Here is a 21,494-nt window from a genome sequence, read left to right as displayed (position 1 = left end):
TCCCGCTCGCTGGGCCGGAGGCCCCCGAAACTCACCGGCTGCCCTTGCGCACGAGCACGACGACGAGCGTGCGCAGCAAAATGCTGAGATCGTTGGGCATCGACCAGGTGTGAACATAGTGCTCGTCGAGCGCCACGCGGCTGTTATAGTCCAGATCGCTGCGGCCGCTGACCTGCCAAAGCCCGGTGATCCCCGGCCTGGCGCTCCAATAGGCCGAGATCGCGTCGGCATAACGGGGCACTTCGGCCTGAACGATCGGCCGCGGGCCGACAAGGCTCATCTCGCCCTTGAGCACATTGATCAGTTGCGGCAGCTCATCGAGGCTGGTGATCCGCAGGAATTGACCGAGCGGCGTGATGCGGGGGTCAGCGCAAAGCTTTTGGCTGGCGTTCCATTCGGCTCGGGCCCCCGGCGAGGCCTCCAGATGGCGGGCAAGCACCTCGGAGGAGTTGACCACCATGGAGCGGAATTTGAGACAGCGGAAGCGCCGCCCCTTATAGCCGATCCGCTCATGGGCGAACAACACGGGACCAGGATCCCAGGTGGCGATCATCATTGCAATGATGAGCATGGCCGGCAGCGCCAGGAACAGCAGGATGGCGGCCGCGCCTATATCGAAACTGCGCTTCAGCTTGCCCCCGCGCGGCAGTTCCGAGAACGACGGAATTCGGGAAACATCAGAATTGACCAGCGACATTCGTGCCTTGCCTCAACCATACCGACGCGACCCCAGTCCGGATTGCTTCCGTGGCGTGCTCCACCGGCGGCCCATCTCGCCCAAGGCGGAATGAACGCGCTGTTGGCACCAGGCAGAAAGTAATCCTCGAAGACAGGGTGATATGCGTCCCAAGCCGCGAGTTAACAAAACATGAATGAGGAAGATAAACAATGCCCAGAACGCATACGGTCTATGCGTAATTCTGGTCAACCAAGTTCATTACGTTGTTTTCTGAGCATGAATAGTACAACTACTTACAGTATTGGTGGAGTTGCGGATACTTTAACTGAGTAAAGGCGAGCGGGTGAGAAGAGGGTCTCGCATTGGCCTTCTTCAGGCGCCGTAGTGACGGGCCTGTCTGGTGCCGAAAAGGCCTCCCACAACGCCGAGATGCAGCACGCCCCGAAGCAGGTTCTTGCGCCAAGCTATGGGCGACCACGCTGTTGCGAGGGTCAGTCCCAAGCACAACGCCGCCTTGGCGCTGGCGAGCGCTACCGCTCGCGGCCGGTTCTCGCCGGTTGCGAGCAGCCGCGCTCCATAGGTCTGCCCGGAGCGAAAGCGGCGCCGGACGAGCCAGCCTAGGCCGGTGCGGCTTGCCGGAACGGGCTCATAAACCCAAGCCTCGGGCGCAAAGGCAATGTGGCCGCCCGCGTCGGTGAGGCGGTAAAAGAACTCGGTATCCTCGCCACCCGTTTGCCCCAAGCCCAGGTCAAAGCGCATCGACTTGACCTCAGCGGTGCAGCGCAGCAGGACGTTGCAAGTATAGCCGGTGCGGATCCCGCCCCCGGTTTGAACCGGCAGGGTGGAATGAAAATCACCCACGCGCTGCCAAGCGGGCACCGAAGGCTCGTAAAGCGCGCGCGCCGGGCCTAGCACCACATCGGCCTGGGTCTGCCGGGCAGTGTTCAGAAGCGCTTTCAACCAGCTCGGCGAGACCAGTTCATCATCATCCACAAAGGCGACGAAATCGGCATCGGCGTGCTCGAGGCAGGCATTGCGCGCCAGCGAGATATTGGCCGAGGGGACATGAAGGTAGAGCAGGGAAAAGGGAAAATCGGCGCGCTGCGCCTCCACCAGGGACGCTGCCGATGCGACCGCATCATTGTCGGCGACCAGCACGCGGATCTGGGCGCCGGTAGCATCGATCGCGGCGATCGAACCCAGTGTTAGGGCAAGGTGCGGTCGCCGGAAGGTGCAAACACAAATATCGACACTTGTTGAAGCGGCCGGCGGGCTGTCGACAGCGGGGACTTGTGCAACAGCCTCGGTCACGCCAACGCCCCCGCTGCCTGCGTCTTGCCGCTGCCAAGGCTCGCTAGCCTCGCTACCAGCGCGCGGCAGTCTTCGGCTCCATGGGCAAACTGGGTCGGCTCCGCCTGCGCAACAGCAGCGGCCAGCCTCTCCATCCGCTCGGGCGTCAGTTGCGCCACCATATTGTCGAGGGTCGCGGCTGCAATATCGGGCACAACGACGCCGAGGCCGTGGCGCTGGAGATAACCGGCCGTTTCCGTGCCGGCCACGGCGACGGGAATGGCGCCAAACAGGCAGCTTTCATAAAGCCGGTTGGGCAGCAGCCAGGCCGAGTTCTGGCCTTCCTCGAAGAAATCGATCGCCCAGCTTGCATCCACCTCGGCATAAATCTGGGGCAGCTCGGCAGCACTGTAGGGCCCCAGAAAGTGCAGATGGGGGTGCCCGGCAACCTGCGCGAAGAAATCGCGAAATCCGCTCAGCGCGGGCCGGCCGCGAAGCACGACCTCCACCCTGCCGTCGCAGCGATCGCTTAGGGCGGCGAGCGCATCCAGCGAGCGCTGGCAGCGTAGCGCCCCGAACCAGCCGATCCTGACCACCCCGTTTGGGCGCACTGGGCGCGGGGCTGGGGGGATGGCGCCCTGGGTCAGCAGCACCTTGTTTTCGAGGAGCAGGGTGGGAAGACTGCTCTGCGCATCAAAATAATGGCGCAGAAAGCCGGGAGAACTCGTGATCAGCAGCGCTGCAGTGCTCGACCAGTGCCGCTCCGCTGCGCGCAAGCTGCGCCCGAGCCAATCCTGGCGCAGCAGCAAACGATGGATGTCGAGGCATTCATAAACCAGCTGGGGCTGCCGGGCCCATCGGTTTTGCAGCCGCCCCGCCAGGGGCAGCATTTCGAGATTGCGGGCAATGATAAGGTCCGGCCTGGGCCAGTTCGCCAAGCGGCTGGTGATGCGCAGCAAGCCGCGGAAGACGGCTGCGAGGCGTTGCGTAAACCGGGCGTCGAAAGTGTGCCCGAGGCAAACGCAATGCTGCACCTCAAGCTCGGGCACTACCGCGCCGCCGCGCAGAAAGCCGGCAACGGAAACCGTTGCGCCGCCCGCGCGCAACATGGCAATGCGGCGTGCCACCGCCGGATCGGCCAGGTTGGGAACGAGATAAACGATGCTCGGCATGGCGCGGTCTCCCGCAGCAGCACTATTGCAGGCAGCGCTCCGCACAAGCGTTCAAACGCTTAGGGAGTGCTCCGAATAGTGGCGCGGGAGGTCGGGTCCTTGCCCTTGGTGCGGCCCTTCTAGCGGGGCTAGTTGCCCTGTTCGAGCTTCTGCTCGACCTTTTTGCGGCTATTGCCGACTTCCTGAACGGCTTCCTTCACTTCCTCCTGGGAAACGCCTTCCTTGCGGGCTTCATAACGAACCTCATGGTCCTGCCCGCCAGCAACGCGTGCCCGGTCCTGGGCGCGCCCACGCGCGGTGTGTTGGTTTGACATTGCAGCCTCCTTGCTCCGTTAACCCTCCTAACGCGAGGGGTGGCCCCATGTTTCCACGCCAGCAACGAAGGGCTCCAATCGCCGGCTCACGCGTTGAGTGCAACAACGCCGCCGGCTGCATCTGGCCGACATTGCGCCACGGGCGAGGCAAGGGAGTGATATTGTGGGCCAAACCATTGAACTGACGGCGAGCGACGGCGCGCGCATTGCGGGTTACCGGGCTGATCCCGAAGGGCCCGCCAAAGGCGGCGTCGTGGTGATCCAGGAGATCTTTGGCCTCAACCATCATATCCGCGCCGTGTGCGACCGCTTTGCGGCGCAGGGTTACCTTGCCGTGGCACCGGCCATGCAGGATCGCTGGGCCCCCGGCTTCGAGGTCAACGATTACGGCCCCGAGCAATTCGCCAAGTCGCGGGCCTTCTTTGGCAGCTTCCGCCCGGAGCAGGGTCTTGCCGATGTGGCCGCCGCCGTTGAGGTGGCAAAGGAAGCGGGCAAGGTCGGCATCACCGGCTATTGCTTTGGCGGCATGGTGACCTGGCGCGCCGCGCATGCGGGGCTCGGGCTTGCCGCGGCCTCGGGTTTTTATGGCGGCGGCATCCCCAATTACATTGATCTGGCGCCCACCATCCCCATCGAAATGCATTTTGGCGATCGCGACACCGGCATCCCTCTCGAGCAAATCGAGCAGTTGCGCGCCCGCTATCCCCAGATGCCGGTATATTTGTATCCAGCGGGGCACGGCTTTTTCAACGATGAGCGGCAGTCCAGCTATGACGCGGCGAGCGCCGCAACGGCGTGGCAGCGGACGCTGGACTTTTTCGCGCAGCATCTGCAGTGAGCACCGGGGCCGCCATGCCCGCACCGGGTGGAGCGCGGGAACAGCTCGCCGCCCACTGGCACCTGCTGCAGCGGGACTTCGCCGCAAGCCAATGCGCACGTCTGTCGCTGCGCAAGGCCTGGCTCGTCGCGATGCTGCTCGATCATGTGCCCGACCGGATCTGGGACGCCTGCATCGAGGCGGGCGCGCCATTGCCCCATGGCGCCCCCGATCTTCCCTCTTATCGCGCCTGGCTGCGCTCCAGCGCGCCGGCCTTGGCCGATATTTTCGCCCTGGTGGCGCTACAGCCGGACGGCCCACGCCTCGAACTGCTCCCGGTCGCCGTGCCGGCCGAAGCGGTCGAGGCGCTCCCCGTCGAGGACTTCATGATCAGCCTTTACAACGACAATCACATCCAGCAGCTGATGCTCACGACGGCCGCCGGCGCCATCCCGGCCCATGACCGGCTCGCAGCCGCCATGGAAAGCCTGGGCAAGGAACTGGACTTGGTCCGCCCCTGATTCGGAAGCGGCACGAGCCAGGGCGAAGATCTGTTATGTAGGGAAGAAAACTGGTGCTGCCGGACAGGATTGAACTGTCGGCCTCCCCCTTACCAAGGGGGTGCTCTACCACTGAGCTACGGCAGCATTGGGTGGTTGCGGGGCAGTGCCCGGCGACCGCGGCTCTACTGCCATAGGCCTTGGCTCGACGCAAGGCTAAAAAGCTTTTATAGGCAAGCTTCACTCGTGTTGATCACCATGACCAAATCCACCCAAGCCCTCCAACGTGAGCAAAGATTGGCCGCAAAGCTGCGTGAGAATCTCAAGCGCCGCAAAGGTCAGGCCAAAGCTCGGGCCGATGCGGACACGCAGGCGCCCCCTTCTGCGCCGGCAACACCGCCGGTCAAGGATCCGTAAACCATTTTCAGGCGAACTATCTTGCCTGTTTCCACCGGTGCCGGCCCACAGGCTCTCGCTTCGAGGCTCGGGCAGGCACCACGCTCGCTTCCCGGGGTTTGCGCCCCACACCCAGGATTTCTCCCAAATGGATCGCATTCGTCTGGTCGGCGGCAATGAACTGCGGGGCGAAATCCCCATCTCGGGCGCGAAAAACGCCGCCTTGCCGCTGATGATCGCCTCGCTGCTGACCGATGAGCCGCTGGTGCTGCAAAATGTGCCGCGCCTTGCCGACGTCAAGCAGCTCGAGCGTATTCTCGAGAATCACGGCGTCGATATTGCCGTGCATGGCCGCCGCCGCGGCGAGGAAGACGCTGTTGGCCAGCGCATGACGTTCCTCGCGGCAGATATCGTCGACACCACGGCCCCCTACGACCTCGTCAGCAAGATGCGCGCCAGCTTCTGGGTGATTGGCCCCTTGCTGGCTCGCTGCCACGAAGCGCGGGTTTCACTGCCCGGCGGCTGCGCCATCGGCACGCGCCCCGTGGATTTGTTCCTGTTCGGGCTCAAGCAGCTTGGCGCCAGCATCGATATCGACGACGGCTATGTGGTCGCCCGCGCTCCCAAGGGCGGCCTGCGAGGCGCCCATATCGTTTTTCCCAAGGTTTCGGTTGGCGCCACCCACACCATCCTGATGGCAGCCACGCTCGCCAAGGGCACGACGGTGATCGAAAATGCCGCCCAGGAACCCGAGATCACCAATGTCGCCGAGTGCCTAGTCGCCATGGGCGCTGACATCACCGGCATCGGCACCCGCACGCTGACCGTGGTCGGCGTCGACAAACTCCATGGCGCCACCGTGGATGTGATTCCCGACCGCATCGAAACCGGCACCTTTGCCATGGCCGCGGCTATGACCGGTGGCGATGTGCTGCTGCGCGGCGCCCGCGCCGAGCACCTGCAGTCAGCCTTGGGCATTCTGGGCCAGACCGGCTCGGAGATCATCATCGAGGACAAGGGCATTCGCGTGCGCCGCAACGGCAACGGCATTCAGCCCGTGGATGTGGAAACCGATCCTTTCCCGGGTTTTCCGACCGATCTGCAGGCCCAGTTCATGGCGCTGATGACCATGTCGACCGGCGTATCCAAGATCCGCGAAACCATCTTTGAGAATCGCTACATGCATGTGGCCGAGCTCGCCCGCTTTGGCGCCGATATCCACGTCGATGGGCAGGTGGCGACCATCACCGGCAAATCCCAGCTCAAGGGTGCCCAGGTCATGGCGACCGATCTGCGCGCTTCGGTGTCGCTGGTGATCGCCGGGCTCGCTGCGCGCGGGGAAACGGTGGTCAACCGCATTTACCATCTGGACCGGGGTTTCGAACGCCTCGAAGACAAGCTCAGCCGCTGCGGCGCCGAGATCGAGCGCATCGCGGGCTAACTGACGAGGGCCGGTTCTGTTGTGAACCGGCCCTATTTCTTGGCAAGTGCCTCAGCGGCAGGAGGCCACATCCACCAGGGCGTCCCGCTCGCGCGGGCCAACAACGCTCACGAGCTCGATCCGGAATGGCTTGCCAGATAGGGCAATCGCCGTGGCGCGGTGATTGCCGTCGAGGATGAAGTGCTCGCTTGGCGCGAACCGGTAGGTCGGCAGTTCAAGCTGGAGTGGCCCCGGGCTGCTTGCCCACTGCGCCACGAAATACTCGACGCTCGCCCGGTGCTCGGCCGGTATGCGGGCGAAGTTCTCCACCACATCGCCCATCCGCATCTGCTGCGAGGCGAGCCAGTGCAGGAAATGCGGCATGATCCGCCCGAGGCTCTTGCGGAAAAATGTATGAAAGCCGAGCAGTTCCTGGCGATTGGTCAAAATCCGACGCTCAATGGGCCAGCGTTCGGCGGCGAATCGCTCCCAGTTCAACCCAACCGTGATGTCGGGAAACCGCTCCCGGTAATCTGCGGCGGTCAGCTCGGGAGGGCGGAGCAGCGTTTGAGTCATAGTCGATTTGTATTTGTGACAATAACGTGACGCAAGAGCTCTGCCGCGCCCGGGCAATGCTCCGGGCCAGCACAGCTTTTCTGAGGGTCGTGACATTGCCCGCGAGGGGGCAAGCTTGTAGATCAGCTAAAGGGTGCCCAGATAGGCGTATTCCCACCCATACAAGGCTTGCCCCATGACCGTTCTGAAGCTCCTCGCGCTTGATAGCGAAGATCTGGAAGTGATTTCCGCCCATGTGCAGGATGCCGTGGTGCGGGTCAGCGACATGGGCTATGCCCGCGCCGATCGCCGCTTCGCCCTGCTGATGAACCGCTTCGATTGGGAAAGTGCCGATGCCCGCGGCAAGGGCTTGCGCAAGCGGGCCGGCCTGCACTTCGATAGGGTCAGCCATGTGGCGATTGCCGGTTTTGATCCCAATGCGCGCGATGGCGTCCTGGAATTGCTCGCCGTTACCTTTTCGGTTACCGACGATCCCGCTGGCATTGTCGAACTCAGCTTTGCCGGCGGTGGCACGGTGCGACTGACGGTGGAGTGCCTTGAGGCCCGGCTGGCTGATCTCGGCGCCGCCTGGGCGGCCGCTGCCAAGCCAGCCCACAGTCTCGAGTAACCATAAGGCCGCCTGATGCCCCTTCGCCTAAACACTGTCCAATCCGATTTTGAAGCGCAATTTGCCGCCCTGCTGGGTGGGAAGCGCGAAGCCTCGGTCGAGGTGGGCGATGTTGTTGCCGGCATCATTCGCGATGTGCGCACTTCAGGCGATGCGGCCGTGGTGGAGCTGACCAATCGCTTCGACAACGCGGGCGTGACCGCCCAGACCCTGCGCTTCACCCCCGAAGAAATCGACGCTGCCGCGGCCCAGGTGAGCGCCGATGTGGTGGCGGCGCTGCAAACCGCCCATGACCGAATTCGCTCGCATCACGAAAAGCAGTTGCCGCAGGATCATGTCTATACCGACGCGTTGGGCGTAACGCTCGGCAGCCGCTGGACCGCCGTGGATGCCGTGGGCATCTATGTGCCGGGTGGCCTGGCCTCATATCCTTCCTCGGTGCTGATGAACGCCGTGCCCGCGCGCGTTGCAGGTGTTGACCGCATCGCCATGGTAGTGCCCACGCCCAACGGGCAACTGAGCTCCTCCATTCTGGCGGCAGCGCGCATTGCCGGGGTGTCCGAGATTTATCGTGTTGGCGGTGCCCAGGCCGTGGCCGCTTTGGCCTATGGCACGGCAACCATCGCCCGGGTCGACAAGGTCGTGGGCCCCGGCAATGCCTATGTCGCGGCGGCCAAGCGCCAGGTTTTCGGGCAGGTCGGCATCGACATGATCGCCGGCCCGTCCGAAGTGCTGGTGATCGCCGACGGCTCCGCCAATCCCGCTTGGATAGCGGCCGATCTTATTGCCCAGGCCGAGCATGGCGGCGGTGCCCAATCCATTCTCGTCACCACCGAGCCGGACCTGGCCGACGCGGTTGCGGGCGAAGTGGATCGCCAGCTTTCCTTGCTGCCCAAAGAGGGCCTGGCGCGTGAAGGCTGGGACGTATTTGGCGCCATTATCGTCGTGCGTTCGCTCGGCGAAGCCGTGGAACTGGCCAACCGCATCGCTTCCGAGCATGTGGAACTGGCCGTCGACGATCCGCAGGCGCTGGTGCCCCGCATCCGCCATGCCGGCGCGCTGTTCCTGGGCCATCACACCCCCGAAGCCATTGGCGATTATGTCGGTGGCTCCAACCATGTGCTGCCCACCGCCCGCTCTGCTCGCTTTGCCTCGGGGCTGGGGGTGCTCGACTTCATGAAGCGCACCTCTATCCTGGGCTGCACGCCGGGTTCGCTCGCGGCGCTCGCTGACCCAGCCATCACCATTGCCAATGTGGAAGCACTCGAAGGACACGGGCGCTCCATCGCTATTCGGCTAAACCGTTGAGCATTTCGATGGAGCTACGATCGGCAAGCGCGGAAACGGACCGCCTCGTGACGGTCACGCTCGATCCCAACACCATCACCTCGATCAATCCCGACGAGGTGCATGAATGGCGCATTGCCATCTATGACCTCCTGGAAGACAACAGCTTCCGCCCCGCGCGGGTGGATGCTGTGGGACCCTTTGCGCTGCATATGTCGATCATAGGCAACTATATCGTGCTCGATGTGCGCCATCCCGAAACCTTCCAGCCCATTGCGGCCCATTACCTGTCGCTGACCCCGTTCCGCAGCCTGATTCGCGATTATTTCCGCATTCGCGACAGCTATTACGAGGCGATCCGCTCGGCCCAGCCGTTCCAGATCGAAACCGTCGACATGGCCCGCCGGGGCATGCATGACGAGGCGGCTGAGCTGCTGCGCACGCGCCTTGCCAACAAGCTCATTATCGATCTGCCCACCGCGCGGCGCCTTTTTACCCTGGTGTGCGCCGTCCAGCCCTATGCCAGCCGGATCGACCAGCGCAAAAGTGAGCTGCCGAGCGTTTTGTTCGTATGCTCGATGAACTCGGTACGCTCACCGATTGCCGCCGCGCTCGCGCGCCAGCTGTTCCCCGGGCGCCTGCTGGCCCGCTCGGTCGGGGTGAATGGCGGGGTGGCCGACCAGTTCGTCCATGAGGTCATGGCCGAAATCGGCATTGATATGTCGGTGCACACGCCCCATATCCTGGATGAACTCGTCGCCAACCGCTTCGACCTCGTTGTCACCCTTTCGGATGACGCCCCCGGGGCCGTGGAGCGCAAGGGCCTTGAGGCCAATGAGGTCCAGCATTGGCCCCTGGCTGATCCCTCCAGTGTGGAAGGCAATCGCGAGACAGTTCTTGGGGCCTATCGCGAGCTTCGCGACAGCCTGCGCCGGCGCGTGCGCGAGCAATTGGAGCCACTGGTTTCCGGTGGTTCACAAGTCCCTTGAATTCCGTTAGGTTGCGCGCAATTTCAGGACCCCGGCCGGCAGAACCTGCCCGCTGGGTTTCTTTTCAGGAGTTTTCATGGCGAAAGAAGAAGTCCTTGAGTTTCAAGGCACCGTAGTAGAGCTGCTTCCCAACGCGACCTTCCGGGTCAAGCTGGAAAACGATCACGAGATCATTGCGCACACTTCGGGTCGTATGCGCAAGAACCGCATTCGCGTGCTCACCGGGGACAAGGTGTTGTGTGAAATGACCCCTTATGACCTGACCAAAGGCCGCCTGACTTTCCGCTTCCGGTAAGGCCATTTGATGGCCACCCGTCCGGAACTCATTCTGGCATCTGCCTCGCCCCGGCGTTTGGCTCTGCTCAATCAAATCGGCATCGAGCCTGAGCACCTGGTGCCCACCCATGTCGATGAAACCCCCGAGAAGGCCGAGTTGCCGCGCAAGCTGGCAGCCCGTTTGGCTGATCTCAAGGCACTGACTGCCCAGCACAAGGCCCGCACGGCCGGCTTTGGCGGCGAAGCCTTGGTGCTGGCCGCCGATACGGTGGTGGCGGTGGGCCGGCGCGTCCTGCCCAAGGCCGAAACCATGGAAGAGGCTGCCAATTGCCTCAGCCTCTTGTCGGGCCGCTCGCATCGCGTCTTCACCGCGATCACCGTGCTCACCCCCGGCGGGGCCAAGCGCCAGCGCATTGTGGAAACGCGCCTGCGCTTCAAGCGCCTGTCGGTGCGCGAAATGGAGGCCTATCTCGCCAGTGCCGAATGGCAGGGCAAGGCCGGCGGCTACGCCATCCAGGGCATCGCGGGAGCTTTCGTGATCAAGCTCTCGGGCTCCTATTCCGGGGTTGTCGGGCTGCCCCTGACGGAGACTGCCGCGCTGCTGGCCGGCGAGGGCTATCCCGTGCACTTCAACTGGCTCAACAAATCCAGCCATTCAGGCGTGTGATGGCCCGGTTACCCACAACCAAGCCCTGTCCCATCTGCGGCAAGCCGCCGGTGGAAAAATTCCGCCCCTTCTGCTCGGCGCGCTGCGCCGACGTGGATCTCAACCGCTGGTTTACCGGCGCTTACGCCATCCCGGCCGAGCCCATTGGCGATGGGGAAGGGGGCGCTGGCGTGCCCGACGGCAGCGAGGAAGACGACGAGTTCTAAGCCCAAGACACGATTTGGTTTTCCACACGCTGCTTTGGCTCTTGCACCGGCAAAACCGATCTCCTATAAGGCCCTCGGCTTCAGCCAAGGCGGTTCACCCCGCCACTGCCCGGGTAGCTCAGTTGGTAGAGCAGCGGATTGAAAATCCGCGTGTCACTGGTTCGATTCCGGTCCCGGGCACCACTTCTTTCTCCAAAATCTGCTAGTTCTAAGTGGTCCCCTTCTTGGGACCAGCTTTCGCCATACGCACTGCCGTCTTTCTCGACACTTTGTGCCATTCATGGCAGATGGAGGCCAGCAAGAGGAGTGGCGATGCACGTCTATGTTTTCAGCGGCCAGGGATCGATCATCGGCTATTCCCCCGATCTGTCCGGGGCCAATCTGCCTGAACGGTTTGGGCCATGGGCCATGACCCGTGCACTCGACATGGTGGCGGGGGAAACCCAGCGGCCTTCCGTGGATACCGAGGCTTGCCTGAACGACATCGAGGCAGTCGGCTATCATCTCACCGAGCGGGGCCAGAGGATCACTGCCGACCAGGAAGCGGTCCGCACCACCGCACCCGTGCGCCGCACCTCGGCTTAGGCGCAAGTCGTTAGGCTTCGAGCTTGCCACCCACCGGTAGATAGGGGCTGCGAAAACCCATGGCCATCCATGCTCCCAACAGCTTGGCAAAGAACGACACGGACTGATGCTTGCGATTGGGCACGTCGCCGGGAAGCACCGAGGGATCGGGCAGGTCGGAGGTCATGGTGCGCATCTCCACCGGCGGCAGCGCCTCTTGGGGCCAAAGGCCAGCGTAAAGGCTGAACCAGTGCCCGCCCTTGAAATCAAGAAACACCGGCGTGTTGCAGCATGTTGCCACGACGCGCCGCGTGCCCGCGTCGGGCGACAGGCGGAATTCGCGTAAACTGCCGAGCCCGCCCAGGAACGTGACCCGGTCCTTGCGGTAAAGAACGAACCTGGTGGTACCGTGTTCGCCAAGGATCGGCGCTGCGCCCTCCAGTTGTTCGAGCCGGGCCCCGGCTTGCCGGCAACTGCTGCAGCAGCATTCGGTGCTGATGATGGGTGCGCCGCTCAGCACAAGGCGCACCTGGCCGCAGCGACACCCGATCTCGTTTATCCCCTTCATTGCCGGCTTCTCCCTTTCTCGTCTGGCCCGCCACGCTATGAAGCACAGGACGTTGACGGGGCGGTGATTCCGACACGGCAGCGGCAAGCTTTGCCGGGGCAGGGCCGGGTGACGCCAGCCAAGGCTGACGCCGCCCTTGTTTGCCCCAGCAAATGGCTTTTCGAGGGAAAACCAATCAGGCGGTAGGGCGAACCAGGCGATGGGCAATGGCAAAGCCGATGCGGCCGGTGAACAGCGTCAGCACAAAGGCGATGGGCCAGGCGGTGATGAACTGGCGTGGCCAGGCCTGCAGCCACTCGGTGGTCGGCCCCATCACCAGCAATCCCATGATGCCGGACATGGAAAGGGCCATCATGAAGGTGATGCAGAGCTGGGCTACGAGGAGGGTCTTCTTGTCGGTCATTGCGGTTCTCTCAAAGGAGGACGGCACATGACGAAAGCTCGCTTCCGCCAGGCACCATCCCGATATGGGTTGATGCCGTGGGTTCGCTGGAGCGACTGTATCCCGCTTGCGCAGGGGCCGGAATAACCACACCGGCCTCACAATTTTTTCGACTCGAAAGTTTTAGCTCAAAACGCGCCTGGCCGCAAACCGCCAGCTCACCGTCTTGTGCGGCTTCTTGACTGAACCAGGGTTGGACGCGGGCGTTAGCTGGCATTCCATTCAAAGGTGCACAATGCCTGCCAAGCTCAAACCTCTCAGCCAGCAGGTGATTGTGATCACCGGCGCGACCAGCGGCAATGGCCTGGCTACCGCCGAGCAGGCGGTGCGCCGCGGCGCCAAAGTCGTGCTCGCTGCCCGCAGTGCCGATGACCTGGAGCGGGTGGCGGTCCGCCTGCGAGCTGGGGGAGGGGAGGTCGCGATCTGCCCGGCCGATATGGCCGACGATGCTGCGGCCGAGCGCATCGCGCAAGCGGCCATCGACAGCTTTGGTGGCTTTGACACCTGGGTCAACAATGCGGCGGCGGCCACTTATGGAACCATGGAACAGGTGACGCTCGCGGATCATCGCCGGGTATTCGAGGTGAATTATTTCGGCGTGCTGATGGGCTCGCTGGTCGCCGCGCGCCATCTGCGCGCTAAGGGAGGCGCGATCATCAATCTAGGCTCAGTGCTGTCGGACCGCACCATGATCTTGCAGGGTCCGTATTCAGCCTCCAAACACGCCGTGCAGGCGGTGACGGACGCCCTGCGCATGGAACTGGAGGAGGAGGGGGCGCCCATTTCGGTCACCCTGATCAAGCCCGGCGCCATTCATACGCCGTTCCCCGAACATGCCCGCAATTATCTCGATGCGCCCCCGCGCCTGCCGCCCGTGCTTTATGATCCTGAGCTGGTGGCCGACGCGATCCTGTTTGCCGCCGAGCATCGGCGGCGGCAGCTTTATGTCGGGGGCGCCGGTTTCCTGATTACGCTGGCCGGACGGCTGGCGCCGCGCTTAACGGATCGTTTGCTGGAGGGCGTGGGGCGGCCGCTGCAGATTGCGCCCCGGGAGCCGGGCGACCCAAGCCTGCGCGACAATCTCTATCAGCCTCGTACGGACGGCAAGCGCGAGGGCAACCAAAACTTCCATGTGCGCCGCCACAGCACTTTGCTGGCGGCGCAAAAGCATCCCCTGGCTGCCACGCTGATCGCCGGGTTGGTGGGCGCGGTGGTTCTCAGTGCGCTGCAAGGGAGCGGGGGCAAGTCCCCGCACAGCTAAAGCGCTCCCCGCCGGGCAAGGCGGGCAAAAGCTGTTGATCCCGGCAGCTTTTTGCTTGCTGGCGATTAATCCTTCTTGCCGTTGTTCGCACCGGGCCCGTTGCCGTTGCCGTTGTTGGAGCCAGGGCCGGTGTCGCCTCTGCCAGGCCCCTTGTCGTCTTGATCGTGGTTGTGACCCGGCCCGCCGCCTGGATTGCCGCCATTGCCTTTGCCGTTGCCGTTATTGCCCTTGTCGTTGCCGTGATCATCCTTGTCAGGTTTGTCGGGGCCATTCCCATGGGCGTTCCCGTTATTTCCTGGTCCGGGACCGCCATTGCCGGGGCCGTTACCACCGTTGCCTTGGCCCCCGCCGTTGTTTCCACCGTTGCCGTTGCCGTTGCCGTTGCCGTTGCCCTGGCCATTGCCATTGTTGCCGTTCCCGGCTCCGCCGTTTCCGTTTCCGTTTCCGTTTCCGTTTCCGTTTCCGTTTCCGTTTGCGTTCCCGCTGTTTCCGTTCCCGTTATTGCCACCGTTGCCGCTGTTGCCAGAACCATTGCCGTTGCCGGCACCGTTGTTCCCGCCGCCATTGCCGGTGCTGCCCCCGTTATTGTCGGATGGCGTTGTGCCGGGTCGTCCTGGATCGGGTTGGGTGCCGCCGTCCGGTTGAGGGTTCGACTCGCTCGCCGTCGTGGAGGTGCTGGCCGGTTCGGCGGGAGCGCTGGATGGGGCAGCACTTGGCTGAGTGACGATCTCGCCGACCTCGGGGCCGACCGAAGCGGACTCGCCGGCTGCAACGCTGGCAACCTGCCCGCTATCATTGTCGCTGACCGAAACCTCGCCGCGCTCCACATCGACGCGCGATGCGGTGTCGCTGGTTTGCACGGAAAAGCGGGTGCCCTTAACTACGGCCGCGAGATAAGGTGTTTCCACCGCGAAGTGCTCGACATTGCGCACTTCGGCTTCCACGCCAACTTCGCCGAAATACTGGCGCACAGTAGTATAGGGCAACGCGCCGGCAGCCGCGTCAAAGATCTGAACCTGGGTGCCCGGGCTAAGATCAAGCCGCTCTTTGCCGCGCGTAAAGGTAACCCGCCCATCGGTAGCGGTCTGGATGGGTCGGTTGTCGGGCACCACGTCGCCGCGTTGCAGCTGCACCCATTGGCCGTTTTCAAGCGCGAACACCCCGCCGCGCAGCCGCTCGGCGACCCAATCGTCCGCCCAGCTTACACTTGTGGCCAAAGCAAAGGCGGCAACAGTCAGGAGGCCGGTACGCATGAACCGGCGGGATAAACTTGGGGAACGCATGAAAACACTCCAGAATTCATGGTAATAATGCCAGTGGAGTACCAGTAAACCCTTAAGATGTTCGGCAAAGTGGCGGCCAGCTGCGCGCGATATTTTAAGGCAATGTTAACCACGTTTGGTGCCAAGTGCGTGGATCACCGGAGCGCTTCGCATGAATCCCAAGTCCCTTGCCCTGCTTGCCTGCATCTCGCTGGCGGCTGTTCCAACCGTCGCGCAGGGCGCCGAGGCCTTTGCGCAGCTCGATGTGCCGGCGCTGCCGACCGAGTACGAAGTGGCTGTCGACTGGAGCGGCTTTTACGCCGGTGTTCTGGGGCAAGCCGTGGTCGGCCCGGACTCCACTGGCGGCATCGCCGCCGCTCTCGGCTATAGCTGGGCCGCTGGTGAACTGATCCTGAGCGGTGAAGCGGGCGTAGCCAGGTTTGGCGACGGCAGCGTCGATCTCTTCGCCCTGGCTCGCGCCGGCTTTCTCCCAAGCGAAACCCTGATGATCTTTGCCCTGGCTGACCTCGGCACCAACTCGGACACGGATGCCTTTGCCGGCCTCGGCGCCGGCGCCGAACTGGCGCTGTCCGCCAATTTTTCGCTGCGTGGGCAGTATGAGTACCGCACCGATCTCTCGTCGGACGATGCCCGCCACCTCGCCGCCTTCGGCTTTGCCTATCGGTTCTAGCGCGCTCGCCCCCCGTAACTCTCCTTTTCTCGCATCCAGTGCCTCGCCTTCGCGGCGAGGCATTGTTGCATCAGGCATGAGGCTGCCGAGTTACTTAGCCAGCCGCAACTGCGCCAGCTGCCCAGCAATGCGCCGGAACACGTCCTTGAGCTCGGCCGGGGTCTTTGGGAAATAGGCATATCCCTCCCCCGAGGAGCAATCAGTCAGCACTTTGGTCGCCTGCGCATTGGGGGAACTCAGCCCAATCGTAAACACCTTCATGTCCGCCGCCTTGGCCGTGGCGCAGGTGGTTACGGTTTTAGCATCCATGGCAGCTGTCATGGCAGCCGTGCTTAGAATGTTGCGTTCGTTCTCGTTGTTGGGAATGCCGTCGGTGTCCGCCAGCCGACCGTCTTTGGGAAACCCCCACGAAAAGTAGCTGTCGCTTCCGGGAGGTTGGTTATACCCATCGGTCATGATGATCAGGTTCTTGGACACAGCGGCGTTGGTGTTCACTAGAGCCTCGGTTAACGGCTCGGTGGGGGAAAGCGCATGCACGCCCCACATTGCCCCTTGCTGGATGTTGGTCTGGCCGTCAGGTGTCATCGCCCGAATACGCGCAAGAACGTCTGTAACCGAATGGGTCAGCGGCAGCAGGGGAACGCTCGGGCAGTCGGCATTGGGGCCGCTACCGGCCGCGTCAGCGACCGTGGTGCCGTTGTATTTGCACACCCGCTCCTGCAACTCGCGCGCGCTGAGCGGGCTGAAAGTCGAAGTGGTGGTCAATACCCCATTGGAGATGGAACTCTGTGTTTCCTCCGCATAGGTCCAGTTGGTGCCGATGCAACTCGACGTAGAATTCGTCGTCGAGTTGCCCACGCGGTGACTGTAAGTCGTCGTCGTCGGTCCGGTGCAATAGGCATAACCAAAGATGCTGCGACAGTCGGTTTGTTTCACAGTGCGGACGCAGTGGTCGATAGCGCAGCGTCCCGCGGTGATGTTCAGGTTGCCCAGGTCGGACAGATAATCATTACCGCCGTTCCGGTTGGTGTCAGGCGAGAACATCGGCAGGAACTTGAGCTGCGGTGTGTTCGGCTCCGCATCCGTGGTGTCATGCGGAGCCCGCCGGGCCTCCACGCAGCCGCGCCACGGCACTTTGGTTTGCTCGAACAGCTTTTTGCGATCGACGATGCCATCAAAGACATTGCTGTCATTGTCGTCATTATCGAAATTCGCCTTGGCGATCGCTGATGCCCCAGCCCAGTCGAGCCAGGCCGCATTGCTGAACTGCGTGCCCACATTGACCATGATGGTGAAGGGCACGATGCTGATGGCGACATTCTGGGCGGGGTTGCGCGTATCGAGCGGTGCACAGGCGTCGTTCACCTTGTCATAAAACAGGATATTGGTGGCGCAGGCGGCCGCTTCCTTGAGATATTCCATGCGCCGGCTCTGCCCCATGGAGCCGGAGTTATCCAGCACCATCGCTACTTCCAGCTCCAGCATCTGCCTGGTGGCCTCCGAAACGATCCGCGCTTCCAGTGAGGGAACCCCCACGAGCTGCACAAAGGCGGTGGGCACTTTGATATGCGCTTGCAAGAACAGGGTGCCGCTCGCCGGATCAGTCCGAATCGTCTCGATGCTTGCTTCCACCCGGAGATCGCCAATGCGTTCTACCAGCAGCGCCTCGGCCTTGTTCTCGATGTCCGCCCTGTTGATCGGAACCTTGAAGATCTCGCCTTGCAGCGCGAGTGCCGCCGCATCGAGAGCTAGCTGGCCGCGGTTGCGGGTCTGCTCCAGCGTCACATAATCCACCACGGCCCCGCCCATGGCCACCAACACAATGGCCATCAAGCCAAAGATCACGGCAAAGACCCCGCGCTCGTCGGAGCCGAAATTGCGGAGCAGGCAAAGCAAGCGAGGCATGGCGGGCGCACCCATGGCTAGAGGCCCCGGTGGCGAGGCCCCGCCATTTTGCGTGACAAACCCTTACTAAAGCACAATCACCTTGGTGCGCAGCTGCACCCGCTCATACAGGTCAACCACATCGTCATTGGTCATGCGGATACAGCCCGAGGAGACGTTCTGCCCAATGGTCCAGGGCTCATTGGTGCCGTGGATGCGATACAGGGTCGAGCCCAGGTAAAGGGCGCGGGCGCCCAGCGGGTTGTTGATGCCCCCTTCCATGTGGCGAGGCAGGTCTGGCCGACGCTTGAGCATGGCTGCTGGCGGCGTCCAGCTCGGCCATTCTGCCTTGCGGCTCACCCGGTGCGTGCCGCGCCACTCAAAGCCGCTCTTGGCCACGCCGATGCCATAGCGCAGCGCCTGGCCATCGCCGAGGATGTAATACAGGAAGTGCTCGGAGGTATCGATGATGATGGTTCCGGCGCGCTCCTTGGTCGTGACCTGCACCACGGTGCGTTGAAACTGCGCGGGAATGCGATTGCTGGATCGCACCATCACGACTTGCGGGGGTGGGCTGTAGCCGCCTGTCACGCCCGGAGGAGGGAGGAACCGCCAACCCGGAGGCAGGGCCTGCGCCGGCAGCGACACTGAAAGGCAAAGCATCAGCGCCAGGGCGCTTTTGAGGTAAGGTAAACCCATAGCAACAGCTCCAATCCGTTTATTGCCGGCCAATATGGCGTTAAATACCCAAAGCCTGATAAACCCAGAACGTTAATGGCCACCAAGCTGCCACAATTCGCTTTGGCTAAAACTGAACCAAGACCCGTGTTGTGACAACCATGCCTGAAGCATTGCCGGAGAGTAACCGGTGTCCATGGGCGGGCGCCGACCCGCTTTATCAGCATTACCACGATGCCGAGTGGGGCCGCCCCGTTACCGATGACCGGCGCTTGTTTGAAAAGATCTGCCTGGAGGGCTTCCAGTCCGGTCTGTCCTGGATCACCATCCTGCGCAAACGCGAGCGTTTTCGCGCGGTGTTCCATGATTTCGACATCGCGCGGGTTGCGGCGATGTCGACCGAAGACGTGGAAACCCTGCTGCTTGACCCCGGCATCATCCGCCACCGTGGCAAGATCAACGCCACGGTTAACAATGCCCGCTGCGCCTTGCAACTGATCGAGGAGTTCGGCTCGCTTGCCGCCTATTTCTGGCGCTTCGAGCCAGCCCCCGACCAGCGTCCCACCGACCTGAGTTGGGACGCCTTGCGTCTCGTCGCGCAAACCGATGCCTCGCGTGCCTTGTCCAAGGACCTCCGCAAGCGCGGCTTCAACTTTGTCGGCCCGACCACCTGCTACGCCTTCATGCAGGCAATGGGTCTGGTTAATGATCACGTTCACACTTGCTTTTGCCGTGCCGAAGTCGAGGCCGCGCGGGCAAGCCTGGTGCGCCCCAGCTTAGTTGTTGCTGGGGCGCAACAGCCCTGACCTTCTGCGACAACCTGCCGCATTCCCGCTTGCTCCTCGCAAGTTCGTGAGCTAAACGAGCGGGGTCCAGTAACGCCATTCGGGAGGCACCAGCAATGACAGTTTGCATTCGCGTACGCCGCCGAATGAATTCCATGCAGCTCCGACACCGAGGCTAAACCCTCCGTTTCCCCCCTGCCGGCACTCGTGCCACTAGACATCATCCAGCCTCCACATCGGTGATGCGCGTAAATCGGGTCGTTTGCGGCCAGGATTCCGCTCATCACCACCATCCAATAGAAGGCCGGCGCCTAATCGCGTCCGGAAGTTTGACGGGCGCAGCATTGTGCTGCGCGTTGAATATTCCATCGCCGATGCCGTGCAGCAGCGCGGCCTCGTCCCCGTGCTCATCGCGGCGCTGCGCGCTTATTGGAGCCGGCCACGCCTGCCTCCAGACCTGCCCGCTTACCTGCGGGCCGATATCGGGCTAGGGCCCGTGTCGGAGCCCGCGCACTGGCTTGACGTGCCGATCAATCCTCATGGTGGCGGTCCCACGCCGCCGCCGCCCTTGTGAGGGCAGGGGTGGGCTGGATTGACCCGGCCCACCCCTGTTGTCACCCCTTGGCCGATCCGCTAAGGACGACGCGTGCCCCAGGACCGCCCAATGACCCAAAAAGCCAAGCTGATCGCTCCGCGCCTGCCGCGCGGCTTTGAAGACCGCACGTCCGGCGAGATCGCGGCCGTTGATGCCATGGTGCAAACCATCCGCCAGGTCTATGAGCGCTATGGCTTTGATCCGGTGGAAACGCCGCTGTTTGAATACACCGAAACCCTCGGCAAATTCCTGCCCGATACCGACCGGCCCAATGCCGGCGTGTTTTCGCTCCAGGACGATGACGAGCAGTGGCTGAGCCTGCGTTATGACCTGACCGCGCCCCTCGCCCGCCACTTCGCCGAGAATTTCGAAACCCTGCCCAAGCCCTATCGCTCATATCGGCAGGGTTATGTGTTCCGCAACGAAAAGCCAGGCCCCGGCCGCTTCCGACAGTTCATGCAGTTCGATGCCGATACCGTTGGGGCCGCCGGCCCCGAGGCGGACGCCGAGATGTGCATGATGATGGCCGATGTCATGGATGCACTCGGCCTGCAGAACCAGTATGTGGTGCGCGTCAACAACCGCAAGGTGCTCGATGGCGTGCTGGCGACCGCCGGCGGCGGCACTGAAGAGCAAAAGCTCATCGTGCTGCGCGCCATCGACAAACTCGACAAGTTCGGCATCGACGGCGTCAAGCTGCTGCTGGGCGCCGGCCGCAAGGACGAAAGCGGCGACTTCACCAAGGGCGCCGGCCTGTCGGCCGAACAGATCGAGCCTATCTTGGGCTATCTCGAAAGCGGCACTCCGGCCCCGGGCGTCGAAAAGGGCAGCAACGCCCATGTGATCGCCACCATCAACAATCTTGCCGGCCTTATCGGCGGCTCAGCTACCGGGCTCGAAGGCGTTCAGGAACTTGCGTCCATCTTCGGCTTGGTCAGCGCCGCCGGCTTTGGCGGTCGCGTCGTGCTCGACCCTTCGGTCGTGCGTGGCCTCGAATATTACACCGGTCCAGTTTTCGAGATCGAACTCACCTTCAAGGTGCAAAACGAAAAGGGTCAGGACGTGGTGTTCGGCTCGGTAGGGGGCGGCGGGCGCTATGATGGCCTCGTGTCCCGCTTCCGGCGCGAACCTGTTCCGGCCACCGGCTTCTCCGTTGGCGTGTCGCGCCTGGCCAATGCCCTCAAGCTCACCGGCAATCTCAAGTCAGCCGAACCGGTCGGCCCGGTTGTCGTGCTGGTGATGGACAAGGACCAGACCGCCGGCTACGCGGCCATGGTTTCGGAACTGCGCGCCGCCGGCATTCGCGCCGAAATGTTTTTGGGCAACACCAAGAATTTCGGCAAGCAGGTCGCCTATGCCGACAAACGCAATTCTCCTGCCGTGATCATCGAAGGCTCGCTCGAGCGCGAAGGGGGCATTTTGCAGGTCAAGGATCTCGTGGCCGGCAAGCAGGCCGCCGCCGCCATCACCGACAATGCCGAATGGAAAGCCGCGCGACCCGGCCAGTTCGAGATCAAGCGCGAAGACCTGGTAAGCGCCATCCAGCAGCTGCTGAGCGAGCAATGACC

General features: G+C 63.0%; 25 protein-coding genes, 2 tRNA genes and 1 pseudogene. 17 read left to right on the top strand and 11 right to left on the bottom strand.

Annotated features, from left to right (window positions below):
- Positions 1–31 precede the first annotated feature (31 nt).
- From AC3YMN_RS15450 to AC3YMN_RS15435, 4 genes are all read right to left on the bottom strand, one after another.
- On the bottom strand, positions 32–697 hold the full coding sequence (locus tag AC3YMN_RS15450) for a sugar transferase (RefSeq protein WP_172122485.1): 666 nt from the start codon (positions 695–697) through the stop codon (positions 32–34).
- Positions 698–1,051: 354 nt separating this feature from the next.
- Entirely contained in the window at positions 1,052–1,990 is a 939-nt protein-coding gene (locus tag AC3YMN_RS15445) for a glycosyltransferase family 2 protein (protein WP_489890673.1), read from the bottom strand.
- Positions 1,987–3,141: a glycosyltransferase family protein gene (locus AC3YMN_RS15440; RefSeq protein WP_489890672.1), complete on the bottom strand. Its 1,155-nt coding sequence runs from the start codon at positions 3,139–3,141 to the stop codon at positions 1,987–1,989. The genes AC3YMN_RS15445 and AC3YMN_RS15440 overlap by 4 nt, the downstream gene beginning before the upstream one ends.
- Before the next feature lie 128 nt (positions 3,142–3,269).
- The gene (locus AC3YMN_RS15435) at positions 3,270–3,455 is read right to left on the bottom strand and encodes a DUF3606 domain-containing protein (protein ID WP_489890671.1); all 186 of its coding nucleotides are present in this window, start codon (positions 3,453–3,455) and stop codon (positions 3,270–3,272) included.
- Positions 3,456–3,618: 163 nt separating this feature from the next.
- On the opposite strand from AC3YMN_RS15435, the gene AC3YMN_RS15430 reads away from it, so the two are divergent.
- Positions 3,619–4,293 carry a dienelactone hydrolase family protein gene (locus tag AC3YMN_RS15430; RefSeq protein WP_489890670.1) on the top strand — a complete coding sequence of 225 codons (675 nt, stop codon included), beginning with the start codon at positions 3,619–3,621 and terminating at the stop codon, positions 4,291–4,293.
- Positions 4,294–4,307: 14 nt separating this feature from the next.
- Positions 4,308–4,793 (top strand): hypothetical protein, encoded by a 486-nt coding sequence (locus tag AC3YMN_RS15425; RefSeq protein ID WP_489890669.1) that lies wholly within the window; start codon positions 4,308–4,310, stop codon positions 4,791–4,793.
- Positions 4,794–4,844: 51 nt separating this feature from the next.
- Here AC3YMN_RS15425 and AC3YMN_RS15420 read toward each other — a convergent pair.
- Positions 4,845–4,919, bottom strand: a tRNA-Thr gene (locus AC3YMN_RS15420).
- Positions 4,920–5,316: 397 nt separating this feature from the next.
- Between AC3YMN_RS15420 and murA the strand changes: the two genes are divergently transcribed.
- A complete protein-coding gene (gene murA / locus AC3YMN_RS15415) occupies positions 5,317–6,609 on the top strand; it encodes a UDP-N-acetylglucosamine 1-carboxyvinyltransferase (RefSeq protein ID WP_172122512.1) in 1,293 nt (430 codons plus the stop codon).
- Between the two features lie 51 nt (positions 6,610–6,660).
- Here murA and AC3YMN_RS15410 read toward each other — a convergent pair whose 3' ends face one another.
- Positions 6,661–7,164, bottom strand: a complete 504-nt coding sequence (locus AC3YMN_RS15410) for a hypothetical protein (protein WP_489890668.1) — start codon at positions 7,162–7,164, stop codon at positions 6,661–6,663.
- Positions 7,165–7,339: 175 nt separating this feature from the next.
- On the opposite strand from AC3YMN_RS15410, the gene AC3YMN_RS15405 reads away from it, so the two are divergent.
- The 9 genes and pseudogenes from AC3YMN_RS15405 to AC3YMN_RS15365 all read left to right on the top strand — a co-directional run bounded on the left by AC3YMN_RS15405 (position 7,340) and on the right by AC3YMN_RS15365 (position 11,781).
- Positions 7,340–7,771 carry a DUF2948 family protein gene (locus tag AC3YMN_RS15405; RefSeq protein WP_489890667.1) on the top strand — a complete coding sequence of 144 codons (432 nt, stop codon included), beginning with the start codon at positions 7,340–7,342 and terminating at the stop codon, positions 7,769–7,771.
- A gap of 15 nt (positions 7,772–7,786) precedes the next feature.
- Positions 7,787–9,079: a histidinol dehydrogenase gene (hisD, locus tag AC3YMN_RS15400; protein WP_489890666.1), complete on the top strand. Its 1,293-nt coding sequence runs from the start codon at positions 7,787–7,789 to the stop codon at positions 9,077–9,079.
- 8 nt (positions 9,080–9,087) lie between these two features.
- Positions 9,088–9,561: pseudogene (locus tag AC3YMN_RS15395) on the top strand (UPF0262 family protein); the annotation flags it as partial.
- Positions 9,559–10,047, top strand: a complete 489-nt coding sequence (locus tag AC3YMN_RS15390; protein WP_282567579.1) for an arsenate reductase ArsC — start codon at positions 9,559–9,561, stop codon at positions 10,045–10,047. The pseudogene AC3YMN_RS15395 and the gene AC3YMN_RS15390, both read left to right, overlap by 3 nt.
- 76 nt (positions 10,048–10,123) lie before the next feature.
- A complete protein-coding gene (infA, locus tag AC3YMN_RS15385) occupies positions 10,124–10,342 on the top strand; it encodes a translation initiation factor IF-1 (protein WP_127752095.1) in 219 nt (72 codons plus the stop codon).
- A gap of 9 nt (positions 10,343–10,351) precedes the next feature.
- Entirely contained in the window at positions 10,352–10,990 is a 639-nt protein-coding gene (locus AC3YMN_RS15380) for a Maf family nucleotide pyrophosphatase (RefSeq protein WP_172122516.1), read from the top strand.
- Positions 10,990–11,196, top strand: a complete 207-nt coding sequence (yacG, locus tag AC3YMN_RS15375) for a DNA gyrase inhibitor YacG (RefSeq protein ID WP_127752097.1) — start codon at positions 10,990–10,992, stop codon at positions 11,194–11,196. The genes AC3YMN_RS15380 and yacG overlap by 1 nt, the downstream gene beginning before the upstream one ends.
- 107 nt (positions 11,197–11,303) lie before the next feature.
- Positions 11,304–11,379 (top strand) — tRNA-Phe (locus tag AC3YMN_RS15370).
- A gap of 129 nt (positions 11,380–11,508) precedes the next feature.
- Positions 11,509–11,781, top strand: coding sequence for a hypothetical protein (locus AC3YMN_RS15365; protein ID WP_489890665.1), 273 nt, complete (start codon positions 11,509–11,511; stop codon positions 11,779–11,781).
- A 10-nt stretch (positions 11,782–11,791) separates the two neighbouring features.
- Here the strand turns inward: AC3YMN_RS15365 and AC3YMN_RS15360 are convergent, their stop codons facing one another.
- The gene (locus AC3YMN_RS15360; RefSeq protein ID WP_489890664.1) at positions 11,792–12,328 is read right to left on the bottom strand and encodes a GFA family protein; all 537 of its coding nucleotides are present in this window, start codon (positions 12,326–12,328) and stop codon (positions 11,792–11,794) included.
- 175 nt (positions 12,329–12,503) lie between these two features.
- Entirely contained in the window at positions 12,504–12,731 is a 228-nt protein-coding gene (locus tag AC3YMN_RS15355) for a DUF2798 domain-containing protein (RefSeq protein ID WP_489890663.1), read from the bottom strand.
- Between the two features lie 274 nt (positions 12,732–13,005).
- Here AC3YMN_RS15355 and AC3YMN_RS15350 point away from each other — a divergent pair, with 274 nt between their 5' ends.
- Positions 13,006–14,031: an SDR family oxidoreductase gene (locus AC3YMN_RS15350; protein ID WP_489890662.1), complete on the top strand. Its 1,026-nt coding sequence runs from the start codon at positions 13,006–13,008 to the stop codon at positions 14,029–14,031.
- A gap of 65 nt (positions 14,032–14,096) precedes the next feature.
- On the opposite strand, the gene AC3YMN_RS15345 is transcribed toward AC3YMN_RS15350, so the two are convergent.
- On the bottom strand, positions 14,097–15,143 hold the full coding sequence (locus tag AC3YMN_RS15345; RefSeq protein ID WP_489890661.1) for a FecR domain-containing protein: 1,047 nt from the start codon (positions 15,141–15,143) through the stop codon (positions 14,097–14,099).
- Between the two features lie 322 nt (positions 15,144–15,465).
- Between AC3YMN_RS15345 and AC3YMN_RS15340 the strand changes: the two genes are divergently transcribed.
- Positions 15,466–15,984 (top strand): outer membrane protein, encoded by a 519-nt coding sequence (locus AC3YMN_RS15340; protein ID WP_489890660.1) that lies wholly within the window; start codon positions 15,466–15,468, stop codon positions 15,982–15,984.
- 90 nt (positions 15,985–16,074) lie between these two features.
- On the opposite strand, the gene AC3YMN_RS15335 is transcribed toward AC3YMN_RS15340, so the two are convergent.
- Positions 16,075–17,889, bottom strand: a complete 1,815-nt coding sequence (locus AC3YMN_RS15335; RefSeq protein ID WP_489890659.1) for a TadE/TadG family type IV pilus assembly protein — start codon at positions 17,887–17,889, stop codon at positions 16,075–16,077.
- A 66-nt stretch (positions 17,890–17,955) separates the two neighbouring features.
- On the bottom strand, positions 17,956–18,567 hold the full coding sequence (locus AC3YMN_RS15330) for a L,D-transpeptidase family protein (protein WP_172122533.1): 612 nt from the start codon (positions 18,565–18,567) through the stop codon (positions 17,956–17,958).
- A 140-nt stretch (positions 18,568–18,707) separates the two neighbouring features.
- On the opposite strand from AC3YMN_RS15330, the gene AC3YMN_RS15325 reads away from it, so the two are divergent.
- The 3 genes from AC3YMN_RS15325 to hisS all read left to right on the top strand — a co-directional run bounded on the left by AC3YMN_RS15325 (position 18,708) and on the right by hisS (position 21,492).
- A complete protein-coding gene (locus AC3YMN_RS15325; RefSeq protein ID WP_489890720.1) occupies positions 18,708–19,352 on the top strand; it encodes a DNA-3-methyladenine glycosylase I in 645 nt (214 codons plus the stop codon).
- A 325-nt stretch (positions 19,353–19,677) separates the two neighbouring features.
- Complete coding sequence (locus tag AC3YMN_RS15320; RefSeq protein ID WP_489890658.1) at positions 19,678–19,905, top strand: hypothetical protein; 228 nt, start codon at positions 19,678–19,680, stop codon at positions 19,903–19,905.
- Between the two features lie 90 nt (positions 19,906–19,995).
- Positions 19,996–21,492, top strand: a complete 1,497-nt coding sequence (gene hisS, locus AC3YMN_RS15315) for a histidine--tRNA ligase (protein WP_489890657.1) — start codon at positions 19,996–19,998, stop codon at positions 21,490–21,492.
- Positions 21,493–21,494 lie beyond the last annotated feature (2 nt).

The sequence above is a fragment of the Devosia sp. Z11_6 genome, assembly GCF_058133665.1.
The sequence above is the reverse complement of the archived record's forward strand: the minus strand, read 5'-3'. Positions and strand labels throughout refer to the sequence as shown.